The sequence below is a fragment of the Burkholderia sp. KCJ3K979 genome (assembly GCF_016759955.1).
Lineage (GTDB): Bacteria > Pseudomonadota > Gammaproteobacteria > Burkholderiales > Burkholderiaceae > Burkholderia > Burkholderia orbicola.
Genome location: NZ_JACFYV010000187.1, coordinates 1 through 13181 on the forward strand (window position 1 = coordinate 1; position 13181 = coordinate 13181).

The window sequence follows — 13181 nt, forward strand, 5'->3', positions numbered from 1 at the left end:
GACCGGATAGCGCGGCAGGTCGACCGGGCACGCGAGGGCACGCAGCGAGGTTGCTTGCGCGATCGCATGCGCCGCATGAGCGGGAATCGTCGCGACCGCGTCGGAGCCGGCGAGCAGGTACGGCAGCGCGGCGAAATGCGTGGTCGATGCCGCGACGCGCCGCTTGTGGCCAAGCGCGGCCAGCGCCTCGTCGACGATCCCGATCACGCCGCCCGACGACACGAGCAGATGGTCGCGCCGCAGGAACTCGGCGAGCGTCAGCGTGCGCGGCGCCCGCGCGCGGCCGGCCGGATCGATCAGGCACGCATAGCCGCCGGTCGCGACCGCGCGCCGGCTGAGCCCGTTCGCCGAGAATCCGCCCGACGCGATCGCGAGGTCGATGCCGTGCCGCAGCAGCGCGTCGCCGGCGATGCCGCTGTGGGTCTGCCGGAAGATCAGCCGGATGCCGGCGGCTTCGTGCGCGACCGCATCGATCAGCGCGCGGCCGAGCGCGATCTCGAAATCGTCGGACATCCCGATCGAAATCGTGCGGCCGACGCGGTCGCCGCCATCGGCCGCGATCGCGAGGCTTTCGCGGCAGCGGTCGAGCGCATCGGACAGGATCGGCTTCAGTTCGTCCGCGCGCGGCGTCGGCGCGAGCCCGCGGCCAGTGCGCACGAACAGCGGATCGGCATAGATCACGCGCAGCCGCCCGAGCGCCGCGCTGACCGCCGACTGCGTGAGGTCGAGCCGCAGCGCCGCGCGGCTCGCGCCGCCTTCCTCGTACAGCGCCTCGAACACCTTCAGCAGGTTCAGGTCGAGGCCGGCGATATCATCCACATTCATGTCAGTTATCGTTATATCGATTTGATCGATGAAATGATATCGACAAAGATGGCGTCATCCCATTCACCGCATTCACCGGAGACGCCTTCATGTCCACCTCAGTCATCGCCGCGCTGCAGATCGGCGCATCGCCCGCCGGCACGCGCGCCACGCTCGACACGATCCTCGGCTACGAAACCGCGATCCGCGACAGCGGCGCGTCGCTGGTCGTGCTGCCCGAGGCCGTGCTAGGCGGCTATCCGAAAGGCGAGATCTTCGGCACGCGGCTTGGCTACCGGCTGCCCGAGGGGCGCGATGCGTATGCGCGCTACGCCGCGCAGGCGATCGACGTGCCGGGGCCGGAAACCGACGAGCTGGTCGCGCTGTCGCAGCGCACCGGTGCGAGCCTCGTGGTCGGCGTGATCGAGCGCGGCGGCAGCACGCTGTACTGCACGGCGCTGTTCTTCGATCCGCGCGACGGGCTCGTCGCGAAGCACCGCAAGCTGATGCCGACCGGCACCGAGCGGCTGATCTGGGGGCAGGGCGACGGCTCGACGCTGCCGGTCGTCGACACGGCCGCGGGCCGCGCGGGCACCGCGATCTGCTGGGAGAACCACATGCCGCTGCTGCGCTGCGCGATGTACGCGAAAGGCGTGCAGATCTGGTGTGCGCCGACCGTCGACGAGCGCGACGTGTGGCAGAGCTCGATGCGGCACATCGCGCACGAAGGGCGCTGCTTCGTCGTGAGCGCGTGCCAGGTGCAGCCGTCGCCGCGTGCGCTCGGCATCGACGTGCCGGGCTGGGACCCCGAGCGGCCGCTGATCCGCGGCGGCAGCGTGATCGTCGGGCCGCTCGGCGACCTGCTGACGGAGCCGCTGATCGGCGAGGCCGGGCTCGTCACTGCCCGTATCGACACCGACGAACTCGTGAAGGCGCGCTACGACTTCGACGTCGTAGGCCACTATGCGCGTGCGGACGTGTTTTCGCTGCACGTCGACGAGCGGCCGAAGCGGCCGGTGGTGTTCGGCGGGTAACGAAGTGGGGACGGGCGCCGCATGGCGCCCGGAAAACGAAGGGCGGCGGCGCGCGCTCGCCGCCGCGTCAGCGCATCGGCGCTTCCGCGATCCGCATGTAGTCGGCGATCCGCCGGCCTTCCATGTCCGGAAACTGCTCGTGCACGGTGATGTCGCCCATCCGCGCGATGTCGAAGGTACGGAAATCGCCGCGCAGCTCGCACCACGCGCCGATCGTCCAGCGTCCGCCCCAGTAGACGAGCCCGAGCGGCCAGACGCGGCGCTGCGAATGCGCGCCGAGCCGGTCGCGGTAGTCGAAGCTGACGATGTGACGCGTGTCGATCGCCTGGTGGATCGCGTCGACCTTCGCGCAAAACGTCTCGTCGATGTGGAACGACGGCGCGAACACGGGCAGCCGGTCGAGCGCCGTGCGCTTGTCGGCCGGCATCGCCGACGCGATCTTCGCGAGCGCCGAGCGCGCACCGCTCGCGAAGCGCGCGCCGCCCCAGGTCTCGAGCATGCGCGCGCCGGTGGCGAGCGCCGCCAGCTCCTCGGCCGTGAACGTGAGCGGCGGCAGGCTCGCGTTGCGGTTCAGCCGGTAGCCGATGCCGGCTTCGCCTTCGATCGGCACCCCTGACAGTTGCAGGTCGCGCACGTCGCGATAGACCGTGCGCGGCGACACCGACAGCCAGTCGGCTAGCTGCTGCGCGGTCGTGAGACGACGCCCGCGCAGCAGCTCGGCGATCTGGAACAGGCGGTCGGCACGGCGGGTCATGACAGCACCTCGATTCCTCTGGCGACGGGGACTTCGCGATGATAGCGCCGCGCCGGCCCGCTGACCGCTGCGCTCAGTGGCATTTCGGCGCGTGCAGGCCGACGCGGTTGCCTTCCGTGTCGATCAGGTAGCCGACGTAGCCGTAGTTGTTCGGCAACTCGACGACCGAGCCCTGCACGACGCCGCCCGCGCGCTTCGCGCGTTCGAGCGCCGCGACGACCGATTCGCCGGCGTTCAGGTAGACGAGCACGCCGTTCGCGCTCGGCTTGATCTGCTGCGGATCGAACACGATGCTGCCGCCCGTGCTCGACGCGTCGCGATCGAACGTCGCCATCGGCACGCCGCCGATGACCGCGCGCTGCAACGTGGTTTGCAGCACGGTTTCGTAGAAGCGGATCGCGCGGTCGAAATCGAGGGACGGAATGTCGAACCAGGCGATCGCGCGTTCCGGGGTGGCAGTGGCGGTTGCTGACGTCATGACGAGCTCCTTGTTGCGTTGTTTGCGTTGTTATGCGGATTCGGTGTGGAAACCAGCCTGCATTGCGCCGGGATTGCAGTGTGAGCGCGGGCTGCTGACACCGTATTGTCAGTAGAGTTGTCATCTGTCTGGTCGAGCCGCTTGCCGGCGTCGTGAAGCTGACCGTCACGCACGACGGGCTCGCGCCCGGTTCGGAGAGGAATCGCGGGATTCGCGGCGGCTGGCCGGTCGTGCTGTCGAGCCTGAAGTCGCTGCTCGAGACGGGGCATGCGCTGCCGTTCACGATGGCGCGCCGGTCGCAGTCGAAGCCCTGACCGGCTGTGCAAAAGCACAGGGGCCGCGATGGCGGCCCCTGGAAGTCGTTGCGTGTGGAAGCGAACGGCTGGCTTACGCGTCGTCGCCTTCCGCTGCCGCCGGGCGCGCCTTCACGCTGCCGGCGATCAGGTCGAAGCGGAACAGCCGGCATTCGAGCGCGCCGTTGAACAGCGGCGTCTTGGCCGATTCGCGCAGGCGCAACTGGCCCGGCAGCGAACGGTCGGACGTCAGCAGGAACGCCTGCCAGCCCGTGAAGCGCTGCTTCAGCGCATCGCCGAGCGCGTTGAAGAACTCGCTGTCCGGCGCGTCGGTGTGCGTGCGGCGGAATGCGTCGTCGTTGCCGCGGTTGCGGCCGGTTTCGCGCACCTCGCCGCGCGCGCTGCGGCCGCGCACTTCGATCCGCTCGCCGTACGGCGGGTTCGCGAGGAGGATGCCCGGCCCGTCGCACGGCGGCGTCATCCCGCGCGCGTCGACCTGCTTGAGCCACACCGACGGCACGCCCGCGCGTTCGAGGTTCGCGCGCGCCTTCTCGAGCATGTCGCCGGAGATGTCGCTGCCGTACACGCCGAGCGCTTCGCCGCGCTTGCCGCGCGCCGCGCGCTTCGCGTCGAGCGCCGGGACCTTCAGCCCCTGCCACGCGGTGATGTCGTACTGCTTGAGCTTTTCGAAGCCGAACCGGCGCTCGACGCCGGGCGCCACGCCAAGCGCGATCTGCGCGGCTTCCGCGAGGAACGTGCCGCTGCCGCACATCGGGTCGTACAGCGCGGTGCCGGGCGTCCAGCCCGTCAGGCGCAGGATGCCGGCCGCGAGATTCTCGCGCAGCGGCGCCGCCCCCTTGTCGAGACGCCAGCCGCGCTTGAACAGCGGCTCGCCCGACGTGTCGAGGTACAGCGTGCACTCGTTGACGGTCAGGAACGCGAACACGCGCACGTCCGGCGCACCGGTGTCGATGCTCGGGCGCGAGCCGGTTTTCTCCCGCATCCGGTCGCAGATCGCATCCTTCACGCGCAGCGTCGTGAATTCGAGGCTCTTCAGCGGCGACTTGATCGCGGTGATGTCGATGCGCAGCGTCTGCGTCGACGCGAACCAGCGTTCCCACGGCTGCTCGAGCGCGAGCGCGTAGACGTCCTGTTCGTTGCGGTACGGGCCGTGCACGATCTTCAGCAGAATCCGGCTCGCGATGCGCGAATGGAGGTTCGCGGCCATGCCGGCGGCCCAGCCGCCGCTGAAATGGACGCCGCCCGGCACCTGCGCGCCCGCGGTGAACGGCGCGCCGTTCAGGTGGCGGCCGGCGATTTCGGCCAGCTCGGCGGCAAGCGCCGCTTCAAGGCCGCGCGGGCAGGGGGCGAAGAATTCGAACAGGGTGGGCGAGGCCATAAGGCGGGTGAGGACGTGCAAAAGTCCACTATTGTACGCGGCGCGGGCGACCGGGGCCGGCGTTTCGGCGCGGCGGCGTCGGGGCGACGGCCGCTCGCGCGTGCCGGGAGGCGGCGAGGGGGCGCCCGACCGGGCGCCGCCACCGCGCCGCAAGTCAGTGCGTGCCCGGCTGGCCGGCGCGCGCGGCGGGGTTGCCCGCCGGCCAGAACAGCGCGAGCGGGTTCGACAGCACGGTGCGGACGATCGCCGCGACGAGCGCGCGCACCTTGGTCGGGCGCAGGCTGCGCGAGCGCACGGCCATCGTGAACGCGAGCGCGAAGCTCACGAGCACGTTGAGGATCGCCATGCTGAGCACGCCGGCGGCGGCCCACCACAGCTCGGGCGTGCCGAGCGCACCCTTGCCCAGCACGCCGAGCGCGATCCCGATCGAGCCGGCCGACAGCGTCACGTGCCGCACCTCGAACGGGAACATGAACACGGTGACGATCGCCGGCACGAGGCCGAGCATCAGGCCGAGGCCGACGTTCGCGACCACGCCGGCGACGTTCGAGCGGCAGAAGTGCGCGAGCTTCGCGGCGCCGGTCGCGCCGAGCGTCAGGCGCAGCCGGCGGTTGTACGTGAGCGCGTCGCCGACCCGGTGCAGCACGAACCAGTTGTCGGCCCAGCCCGCGAGCAGGCTCGACGCCCACAGCAGCACGCCGGTGAGCGCCGCGTAGAACGGCGTCGGGCCGAGCAGCGAGAACGAATGCAGCGTCGCGTGCGCCTTCTCCGGCGAGATCAGGTTCGCGTGCAGCACGTTGCCCGCGAACAGCTGCACGAGCAGGCACACGGGCAGCACGACGAGCACGTTGCCGGAAATCGCGGCCGCCTGCGTGCGGATCAGCGCGATCACCGACGCGACGAACGTCTTCACGCCTTCCTCGTGGCCGGTGTCGTCGAGCTCGCGTGCGAGCGTCGGCGCGGTCATCGCGGGCTGCTTGGTCGCGAGCGTGAAATGCAGGAAGTGCATCAGCATGAAGCTGGCCGCGTAGTTGATGCCCGCGAGCAGCCCTTCGAGCATCGACTGCAGGTGCGCGCCCGTGATCGCGAACTTCACGCACACGGTCACGACGGTGACGAGGCCGCCGCCCGCGGCCATCCGCAGCATCTTCAGGTACTCGGTGCGGCCGCGCGAGATGTAGTGCTCGCCGGTGTCCGCGTTGGTCTCGACGAGCTTGCGCGCGAACAGCGAGAAGTTGCTGCGCACGAGGTGCGCGACGCTCTGGCTGTTCTGGTTCGCGTCGACCAGCTCGGCGGTCAGGTGCGCCATCCCGTGCAGGTCGTCGCGCGCCATCCACGCGTTCAGCAGCGTTTCCGCGCGCAGGATGCGCATGCGCATCCGCTCGACCTGGAACACGATGTCGACCGACACGCCGTTGCGGTACAGGTGCGCGAACACGTCGTCGACGGCGATCCGGCATTCGTCGAGCAGCACGCGCAGGTAGTTCACCTCGTGCAGCAGCTTGCTCGGGTCGCCGCCGTCCTCGACGGCCGCATGCGCGGTCTCGACCGCGAGCATCGCGCGGGTGAGGCGGTAGAACGGCTGCGATTCGAGCGGCTTGCGCGCATCGTCGTCGGACAGCCGGCTGCGCACCGTCTGCGACAGGCCGGTCGAGCTGATCTGGCAGGTCAGGTTGTGCAGCGCGGCCAGCAGGTCGCGCGAGAACGAGCCGGGCTCGTGGCGCTCTTCCTCGGTGACGTCGAACGAGATCAGGCCGGCGAGGCGCGCGAGCAGGTCGTCGGGCAGCGCGTCGATCCATTTCGCGTCCTCGGGCGCGGGGAACATCAGCGTGAACAGCGCCGACAGCTCGCGGCGGTTCGGTGCGGGCGGGATCAGCGACGAATCGATCCGCTCGAACAGCGCGCCGAAGAAGCCCGAATGCACCGGCATGCCGGCGTCGCACAGCAGCGAGATGCCGTCGCACTCGCGCAGGATGCCGCGCAGGATGCGCGCCGCGTGCGCTTTCCACGCGGGGTTGCGGTCGAGCACGTGGAACAGGTAGCGCAGCCGCGCATGGGCCGGATACGTGCGCGTGTCGGCGTCGCGCTCGGCCGGCGCGTCCTGCACCGTGCCGTTGCGGCGCAGCCAGTGCGCGAGCTCGATCAGCCATTCGCTGCGCTCGGCGTACGACGCGTCGGCGTCGGCATGCGCGAGCAGCGCATCGAGCTGGTGACCGGCATTGCGCGACGCGCGCCACTTCTTGATCAGGGTCGTCAGGGAACGAAACATAAACGGAATAGCGAAAGCCCGGGACGGGCGGGTTCGGGATGCCGGCCGGGGAAACGGCGCGGCGCCGGTGAGAACGGGTGAGACGGGGCCGGTGCCGGACGGGGCACGGCGACCCGCGACGCGGCTGCCCCGCCGCGGTGCACGCGATTCGCGTGCGGGCGCCGGGAGGCACGGCGGTCGGGCCGAGCGCGGCCCGGCGCCGCCGGCTCGCGCGCACGACGAACGGCGCGAGCCTGAAAGTGCGTAGGATCGTCAATCGGGCCGGAAAACGCAAGCCGACCGCATTGCATGACGCGGGTTCCGGCGGCTTTGACAAAGAATGTCATGGCCGTTCGGCCAGTGAAGGCAGTGCGCGGGGCCGGGGCAGCGGCGTGCAGCCGACGACGGGCGCGCGTGCTGCCGGCCGCACCGCGCCATTCCACACCGCGCGGGCGAACGTCGTGTCGAACGTTCGCCCGCGCGCCGTCCGCGTTCGCTTAGACGCCGGACTTGCCCGTCGCGCCGGCGTCGCCGCCGGACGCCGGGTTGGCCGGGCACGGCACGACCGGCGCGGCGGCCGTCTTGCCGCCGGCAGCGGGCGCCGGCGCGCCGCGGCGGGCGGCCATCGCGCGCACGCCGGCCGCGGCCTGCGTGGCAATCACGTCGAGCGCGCGCCGGTGGCCGGCGACGAGCGCGTCGTAGCCGTCGGCGACCGGTTCCGCGACGCTCGTGCGGCAGGTCATCACGGCCTGCGTGGCGAGCGAGCGCACGCTCCAGACGGCGTCGACCGCCGCGCGCTTGCCCGGCCACGATTCGAAGCGCTGCACGTTCACGCTGATGCGGTACACGGGCACGCCGGCCGGATACGCGGAATTCGCGACGTCGATCGTGCCGAGCTGCGCGGCCAGATCGTCCGACAGCGCGCGGCGGATCTCGTCGGCGGGCGGCGACGCCCAGCGTTCCTGCTCGAGCACGTCGACCTGCGCGGCGTTCTTCTGCACGACCAGCTGGCTCTTCGCGACCTGCTCGGGCACGCCGACCGACGGCACCTCGATCAGGAACGCCGGGTTGGCCGGCGCGGTGCGCAGCGGCGCCGCGGCGTCGGCCGGGCTGAGCGTGTAGAACCGCGCGGGCGGCGAGCTGCACGCGGCGAGCGCGAGTGCGGCGAGCAGCGCCGCCGCGCCGCTCGCGAAACCGTTCACGCGTGTCGTCATTGTTTATCTCCTGGCTTGCCCTTGAGCAGCGATTCGGGGTGGCGCTCCAGATAGTCGGCGAGCGCGTTCAGCGATTGCAGCGTGCGCGTGAGCTCCTTCAGCGCGCCGCGCACGTCGGATTGCAGCGGCGAATCCTGCTGCAGCGTCGCCTCGGCGGTCGAGAAAGTCTGCTTCGCGGCCGACAGCGTGTCGCGTGCTTCCGGCGCGACCTGCGTGTCGAGTTGCTTGAACAGCTTGTCGGCGTTCGCGAGCGCGCTGTTCAGGTTCGCGCCGATCTGGTCGAACGGTACCTTGTCGAGCTTCTTCGCGATGTCGGCGACCTGCAGCTGCAGCTCGTCGAGCGTGTTCGGCACGGTCGGCAGCTCGAGCGGCAGGTGCGCGGTATCGATCTTCACGGGCGGCGCCTTCGGGAAGAAGTCGAGCGCGACGTACAGCTGGCTCGTCAGCAGGTTGCCGGTGCGCAGCTGGCCGCGCAGCCCGTGCTGGACGAGCCGCTCGACGATCTCGCGGCGCGCCGGTTCGCCCTTGCTTTCGATCGTCTCGCGGAAGCGGCGGCCGAGGCGTTCCGGATACACGTTGATCGTCACCGGCATCAGGAAGTTCTTCGTCTTCGGGTCGAAGTCGATGCCGATGTTCGTCACTTCGCCGAGCACGATGCCGCGGAAGTCGACCGGCGCGCCGACGGCGAGCCCGCGCAGCGACTGGTTGAAGTTCATCACGACCTGCAGCGGCTGGCCGTCCGGGTCGCGCATCGCGTCGCCCTCGTCGGAGCCGAGGCGGAACGTCGTGTTGTTCGGCGCGGTCGTGCCGCTGCCCTGGTTCGGCGGCGTCTGGAACGCGATGCCGCCGAGGATCACGGTCGCGAGCGACTGCGTGTTCAGCTTCAGACCGCTCGAATCGAGCCGCAGATCGACGCCGCTCGCCTGCCACCAGCGCGTATTCATGCCGACGTACTGGTCGTACGGCGCATTGACGAACACGTTGAACGTGACGCCCGTGCCGTCCTTGTCGAGCGAGAAGCCGACCACCTGGCCGACCTGGACGCGGCGGTAGTAGACCGGCGAGCCGATGTCCACCGAGCCGAGCGAATCGCCGCGCAGCACGTATTGCGTGCCTTTCTGGTCGCCCGTGACGGCGGGCGGCGTTTCGAGGCCGGTGAAGTCGGTCAGCGTGTCCTGGCCGTGGCCGGCGCCGACGCCGATGTACGCGCCGGACAGCAGCGTGCCGAGCCCCGATACGCCGGTCGCGCCGACGCGCGGCCGCACGATCCAGAAGCGCGAACCCTGGACCGCGAAGTCTTCCGCTTCCTTCTTGAGCTGCACCTGGACCAGCACGCGCGACAGGTCCTTCGACAGCTTGATCGTCTTGACCGTGCCGATCTCGACGTCCTTGTACTTGACCTGGGTCTTGCCCGGCTCGAGCCCTTCGGCGCTGTGGAAGCTGATCGTGATTTCCGGGCCGCGCTCGCGCACGGACTTGATCACGAGGCCGATGCCGATCAGCGCGGCGATCAGCGGCACGAGCCAGACGAGCGACGGCAGCCAGCCGCTTTTCGTCGAGATCGCCGGATCGGGCGGCCGGGGCGCGTCGTGCTGCGGGCCTTGTGGACTATTCATGGTGATTCCCTGAGGTTTCGACTGGATCCCAGATCAGGCGGGGATCGAACTGCATCGACGCGAGCATCGTCAGGATCACGACCGAGCCGAACGCGAGTGCGCCGGGGCCGGCCGTGATGACGGCGAGCGAACGGAAATGGACGAGCGCGACGGTCAGCGTCACGACGAAGATGTCGAGCATCGACCAGCGGCCGATGCGCTCGACGATCCGGTAGAGGCGCGTGCGCTGCAGCGGCCGCCAGGCGGCGCGGCGCTGCGCGCTGGTGACGAGGATCGTCAGTACGCCGAGCTTGAGCATCGGCACGAGAATGCTGGCGACGAACACGACCACGGCGAGCGGCCAGTCGCCGGACGTCCAGAAATAGATGACGCCGCTCATGATCGTGTCCTGCTGCGAGCCGACGATCGACGAGGTGCGCATGATCGGCAGCAGGTTCGCCGGAATGTAGAGGATCGCAGCCGCGAGCAGCAGCGCCCACGTGCGCATGATGCTGTTCGGGGTGCGCACGTGCAGCGCGCTGCCGCAGCGCGCGCAATGCGCGTGCGGCTGGTCGATCGTCTGCACGAGCCCGCACGCGTGGCAGCTGGCATAGCCCTCGCGGGCGGCGGTCGGCGTGGGGCTCGTCATCGGCGGGGCGCGTCCGGCAGCGGCGCGGCGGGGTCGGGCCGCGCCGGCGCGCGGCCGGCGCGCAGGTCGTCGGCGATGTCCCACACGGTGCGCGGGTCGAACATCAGCACGACGGCGGTCATCAGCGTGAGCGCGCCGAACGCGAACAGCGCCGCGTCGGGCACGACGCGCGCGAGGCTGACCATCTTCACGATCGTGACCAGGATGCCGAGCATGAACACCTCGATCATCCCCCACGGCCGCACGAGCTGGATCGTGCGCAGCACGAGGTTGAGGCCGGGCGGCACGACGCCGCGGCGGATCGGCAGCAGGACGTAAAGCAGCGCGGCCATCTCGACGAGCGGGAACAGCACGGTCGAGCAGAACACCATCACGCCGACGATCTCCATGTCCTGATGCCACAGCGTGTCGATCGCGCCGATCAGCGTCGTCTGCACGCGCGTGCCGTTCAGGTCCATTTCGAGGATCGGGAACGTCTGCGCGATGATGAACGTGACGAGCGCGGCGACCGCGAGCGCGGTGATGCGCTCGATCTGCGTGGTGCTGTTGCGATAGAGCAGCGCGTCGCAGCGCGGACAGCGCGCGATCTGGCGGCCGCTCAGGCGCGGTTTATGCAACAGTGCGTCGCATTCGTGGCAGGCAATCAGGTCGTATCGTTGCATGGAAAAGGCGGTGTTGCGACGGCTGGGGGAACACGTCGACGGGGCCGGAACCCGCGCCAATCTTACCAAAAGGGCTTTTTCGATGCGTCAAGGATCGTGAGTTTCGTGACCGGTCGGTAACATGGCGGGAAGCCGTCAGCCGGCTGGCGCGCCTGTCCTCAGAGTCCGCGCGCGTCAAAAGGTTGCGGTAGCATGGCGCCCTTGACATGCGTCGGACGAATTTACCGGCGCGGCCGTTCGCTGAACTGAGGAATCCAAGATGGCATCGAAATCGCCGCCGGCCGCGCCGGCACGCTACGCGCACACCGCGATCGCCTTGCACTGGCTGATCGCGCTGCTGATCATCTGCGGCTTCGCGCTCGGCTGGGTGATGACGGACATTCCCGGCTTCACGCCGACCAAGCTGAAGTACTTCTCGTGGCACAAGTGGATCGGCGTGACGGTGTTCGCGCTGGCCGTCGTGCGCGTGCTCTGGCGTGCGACCCACGTGCCGCCGCCGCTGCCGGGCGGCACGCCGGCGTGGCAGCGCGCGGCGTCGCACGGCGTGCACATGCTGCTGTACGTGCTGATGATCGTGATCCCGGTGACGGGCTACCTGTACAGCTCGGCGTCGAACATTCCGGTCGTCTATCTCGGCATCGTGCCGCTGCCGCGCCTGATCGACCCCGATCCGGCGCTCAAGGAAACCTTCAAGACGCTGCATGTGTCTTTGAATTACATTCTGCTTGCGCTCGTTGCGATGCACGTGCTCGCGGCGCTCAAGCACCAGTTGTTGGACCGCGACGGCCTGCTGTCGCGCATGCTTCCCTTTGCCAAATGAAGGATCCCATGAAAGTGTCTTTCTCCCGCTCCATGCTGACCGCGTTCGCCGCGGCGGCGCTTGTCGCGTCGGGCGCGGCGCATGCCGACGTCGATCTCGCGAAGAGCAAGGTGTCCGCCGTGTCGAAGCAGATGAACGTGCCGACCGAAGGCGCGTTCAAGAAGTTTTCCGCGCAGGTGAAGTTCGATCCGGCGAAAGCCGCGCAGGGCAGCGCGCAAATGACGATCGACGTCGCGAGCTTCGACCTCGGCGACAAGATGTACAACGACCAGGTCGCAGGCAAGGACTGGTTCGACGCGAAGACCTATCCGCAGGCGACCTTCGTGTCGTCGGCGATCGCGCCGGCCGGCGGCAACAAGTACAACGTGACCGGCAAGCTGACGATCAAGGGCAAGGCCGAGACCGTCACGGTGCCCGTCACGGTCGCGCAAAACGGCGCGACGCAGACGTTCGACGGCGTGCTGCCGATCAAGCGTTCGACCTTCAACGTCGGCACCGGCGAGTGGAAGGACACGTCGATCGTCGCGGACGAAGTGCAGATCAAGTTCCATCTCGTCGCCACGAAGTAAGCGGCAGGTTGCCGCCTCAACTGAATGCCGCGCGAGGGCGCGGCGCCGTTTCCAGGAGAAAAAGTTTGAAAAAGCATCTGATCATCGCTGCCGGCGCGCTGGCCGCTTCCCTGTCGTTCTCGGCCTTTGCCGAAAGCGCAACCTACCAGTTCGATCCGAGCCACACGTACCCGAGCTTCGAGGCCGACCACTTCGGCGGCCTGTCGGTCTGGCGCGGCAAGTTCGACAAGTCGAGCGGCACCGTGACGCTCGACCGCGCGGCGAAGACCGGCACGGTCGACGTGACGACCGACATCGCGTCGATCCACACGGGCAGCGCGAAGCTCGACGAGCACCTGCAGACGGCCGAGTTCTTCGATGCGGCGAAGTTCCCGCAGGCGAACTACAAGGGCACGATCAAGTTCGACGGCGACAAGCCGGTGTCGGTGGTCGGCAACCTGACGCTGCACGGCGTCACGAAGCCGCTCACGCTGAAGATCGATTCGTTCAAGTGCATGCCGCACCCGATGCTCAAGCGTGAGGTGTGCGGCGTCGATGCGGTCGGCGAATTCAGCCGCGACGATTTCGGCCTCGACTACGGCAAGCAGTACGGCTTCAAGATGAAGACGAAGCTGCTGATCACGGCCGAAGCGGTCAAGCAGCAGTAAGACTCCCCGGCGGGG

Annotated in this window: 13 protein-coding genes and 1 pseudogene; 5 read left to right on the forward strand and 9 right to left on the reverse strand. The window is 69.2% G+C overall.

Annotated elements, in window-relative coordinates:
* Positions 1-825: LysR family transcriptional regulator (locus H3O04_RS27925; RefSeq protein ID WP_202588896.1), on the reverse strand; the 825-nt coding region annotated here is incomplete at its 3' end.
* Positions 826-914: 89 nt separating this feature from the next.
* Between H3O04_RS27925 and H3O04_RS27930 the strand changes: the two genes are divergently transcribed.
* Positions 915-1838: a carbon-nitrogen hydrolase family protein gene (locus H3O04_RS27930; protein WP_202588897.1), complete on the forward strand. Its 924-nt coding sequence runs from the start codon at positions 915-917 to the stop codon at positions 1836-1838.
* Between the two features lie 67 nt (positions 1839-1905).
* Here H3O04_RS27930 and H3O04_RS27935 read toward each other — a convergent pair whose 3' ends face one another.
* Positions 1906-2592, reverse strand: coding sequence for a helix-turn-helix transcriptional regulator (locus tag H3O04_RS27935; RefSeq protein WP_011544611.1), 687 nt, complete (start codon positions 2590-2592; stop codon positions 1906-1908).
* A 73-nt stretch (positions 2593-2665) separates the two neighbouring features.
* Positions 2666-3070, reverse strand: coding sequence for a VOC family protein (locus H3O04_RS27940; RefSeq protein WP_006476880.1), 405 nt, complete (start codon positions 3068-3070; stop codon positions 2666-2668).
* A gap of 119 nt (positions 3071-3189) precedes the next feature.
* Between H3O04_RS27940 and H3O04_RS27945 the strand changes: the two are divergent.
* A pseudogene (locus tag H3O04_RS27945) lies at positions 3190-3384 on the forward strand (SRPBCC domain-containing protein); the annotation flags it as partial.
* Between the two features lie 73 nt (positions 3385-3457).
* On the opposite strand, the gene H3O04_RS27950 reads toward H3O04_RS27945, so the two are convergent.
* The 6 genes from H3O04_RS27950 to H3O04_RS27975 form a co-directional block, all read right to left on the reverse strand.
* Positions 3458-4762, reverse strand: a complete 1305-nt coding sequence (locus tag H3O04_RS27950; protein ID WP_202588898.1) for a THUMP domain-containing class I SAM-dependent RNA methyltransferase — start codon at positions 4760-4762, stop codon at positions 3458-3460.
* Between the two features lie 154 nt (positions 4763-4916).
* Positions 4917-7031: a site-specific recombinase gene (locus H3O04_RS27955; RefSeq protein WP_202588899.1), complete on the reverse strand. Its 2115-nt coding sequence runs from the start codon at positions 7029-7031 to the stop codon at positions 4917-4919.
* A 476-nt stretch (positions 7032-7507) separates the two neighbouring features.
* Positions 7508-8224 (reverse strand): PqiC family protein, encoded by a 717-nt coding sequence (locus H3O04_RS27960; RefSeq protein ID WP_202588900.1) that lies wholly within the window; start codon positions 8222-8224, stop codon positions 7508-7510.
* Complete coding sequence (locus H3O04_RS27965; RefSeq protein WP_202588901.1) at positions 8221-9840, reverse strand: PqiB family protein; 1620 nt, start codon at positions 9838-9840, stop codon at positions 8221-8223. The genes H3O04_RS27960 and H3O04_RS27965 overlap by 4 nt, the downstream gene beginning before the upstream one ends.
* Positions 9833-10468, reverse strand: a complete 636-nt coding sequence (locus H3O04_RS27970; protein WP_006476876.1) for a paraquat-inducible protein A — start codon at positions 10466-10468, stop codon at positions 9833-9835. Before H3O04_RS27970 ends, H3O04_RS27965 begins: the two co-directional genes overlap by 8 nt.
* Positions 10465-11130 carry a paraquat-inducible protein A gene (locus H3O04_RS27975; protein ID WP_011544616.1) on the reverse strand — a complete coding sequence of 222 codons (666 nt, stop codon included), beginning with the start codon at positions 11128-11130 and terminating at the stop codon, positions 10465-10467. The genes H3O04_RS27970 and H3O04_RS27975 overlap by 4 nt, the downstream gene beginning before the upstream one ends.
* A 259-nt stretch (positions 11131-11389) precedes the next feature.
* Here H3O04_RS27975 and H3O04_RS27980 point away from each other — a divergent pair, with 259 nt between their 5' ends.
* The 3 genes from H3O04_RS27980 to H3O04_RS27990 all read left to right on the forward strand — a co-directional run bounded on the left by H3O04_RS27980 (position 11390) and on the right by H3O04_RS27990 (position 13166).
* Positions 11390-11950, forward strand: a complete 561-nt coding sequence (locus H3O04_RS27980) for a cytochrome b (protein WP_069232201.1) — start codon at positions 11390-11392, stop codon at positions 11948-11950.
* An 8-nt stretch (positions 11951-11958) separates the two neighbouring features.
* Positions 11959-12519 (forward strand): YceI family protein, encoded by a 561-nt coding sequence (locus H3O04_RS27985; protein WP_006476874.1) that lies wholly within the window; start codon positions 11959-11961, stop codon positions 12517-12519.
* Positions 12520-12584: 65 nt separating this feature from the next.
* Positions 12585-13166 (forward strand): YceI family protein, encoded by a 582-nt coding sequence (locus tag H3O04_RS27990; protein WP_006476873.1) that lies wholly within the window; start codon positions 12585-12587, stop codon positions 13164-13166.
* Positions 13167-13181: the final 15 nt, after the last annotated feature.

Bases quoted from the DNA above. Each gene is read 5' to 3' on its own strand.
- H3O04_RS27965 (WP_202588901.1), bottom strand. From the start codon at position 9,840: ATGAATAGTCCACAAGGCCCGCAGCACGACGCGCCCCGGCCGCCCGAT.
- H3O04_RS27930 (WP_202588897.1), top strand. From the start codon at position 915: ATGTCCACCTCAGTCATCGCCGCGCTGCAGATCGGCGCATCGCCCGCC.
- H3O04_RS27940 (WP_006476880.1), bottom strand. From the start codon at position 3,070: ATGACGTCAGCAACCGCCACTGCCACCCCGGAACGCGCGATCGCCTGG.
- H3O04_RS27985 (WP_006476874.1), top strand. From the start codon at position 11,959: ATGAAAGTGTCTTTCTCCCGCTCCATGCTGACCGCGTTCGCCGCGGCG.
- H3O04_RS27975 (WP_011544616.1), bottom strand. From the start codon at position 11,130: ATGCAACGATACGACCTGATTGCCTGCCACGAATGCGACGCACTGTTG.
- H3O04_RS27970 (WP_006476876.1), bottom strand. From the start codon at position 10,468: ATGACGAGCCCCACGCCGACCGCCGCCCGCGAGGGCTATGCCAGCTGC.
- H3O04_RS27960 (WP_202588900.1), bottom strand. From the start codon at position 8,224: ATGACGACACGCGTGAACGGTTTCGCGAGCGGCGCGGCGGCGCTGCTC.
- H3O04_RS27950 (WP_202588898.1), bottom strand. From the start codon at position 4,762: ATGGCCTCGCCCACCCTGTTCGAATTCTTCGCCCCCTGCCCGCGCGGC.
- H3O04_RS27935 (WP_011544611.1), bottom strand. From the start codon at position 2,592: ATGACCCGCCGTGCCGACCGCCTGTTCCAGATCGCCGAGCTGCTGCGC.
- H3O04_RS27980 (WP_069232201.1), top strand. From the start codon at position 11,390: ATGGCATCGAAATCGCCGCCGGCCGCGCCGGCACGCTACGCGCACACC.
- H3O04_RS27955 (WP_202588899.1), bottom strand. From the start codon at position 7,031: ATGTTTCGTTCCCTGACGACCCTGATCAAGAAGTGGCGCGCGTCGCGC.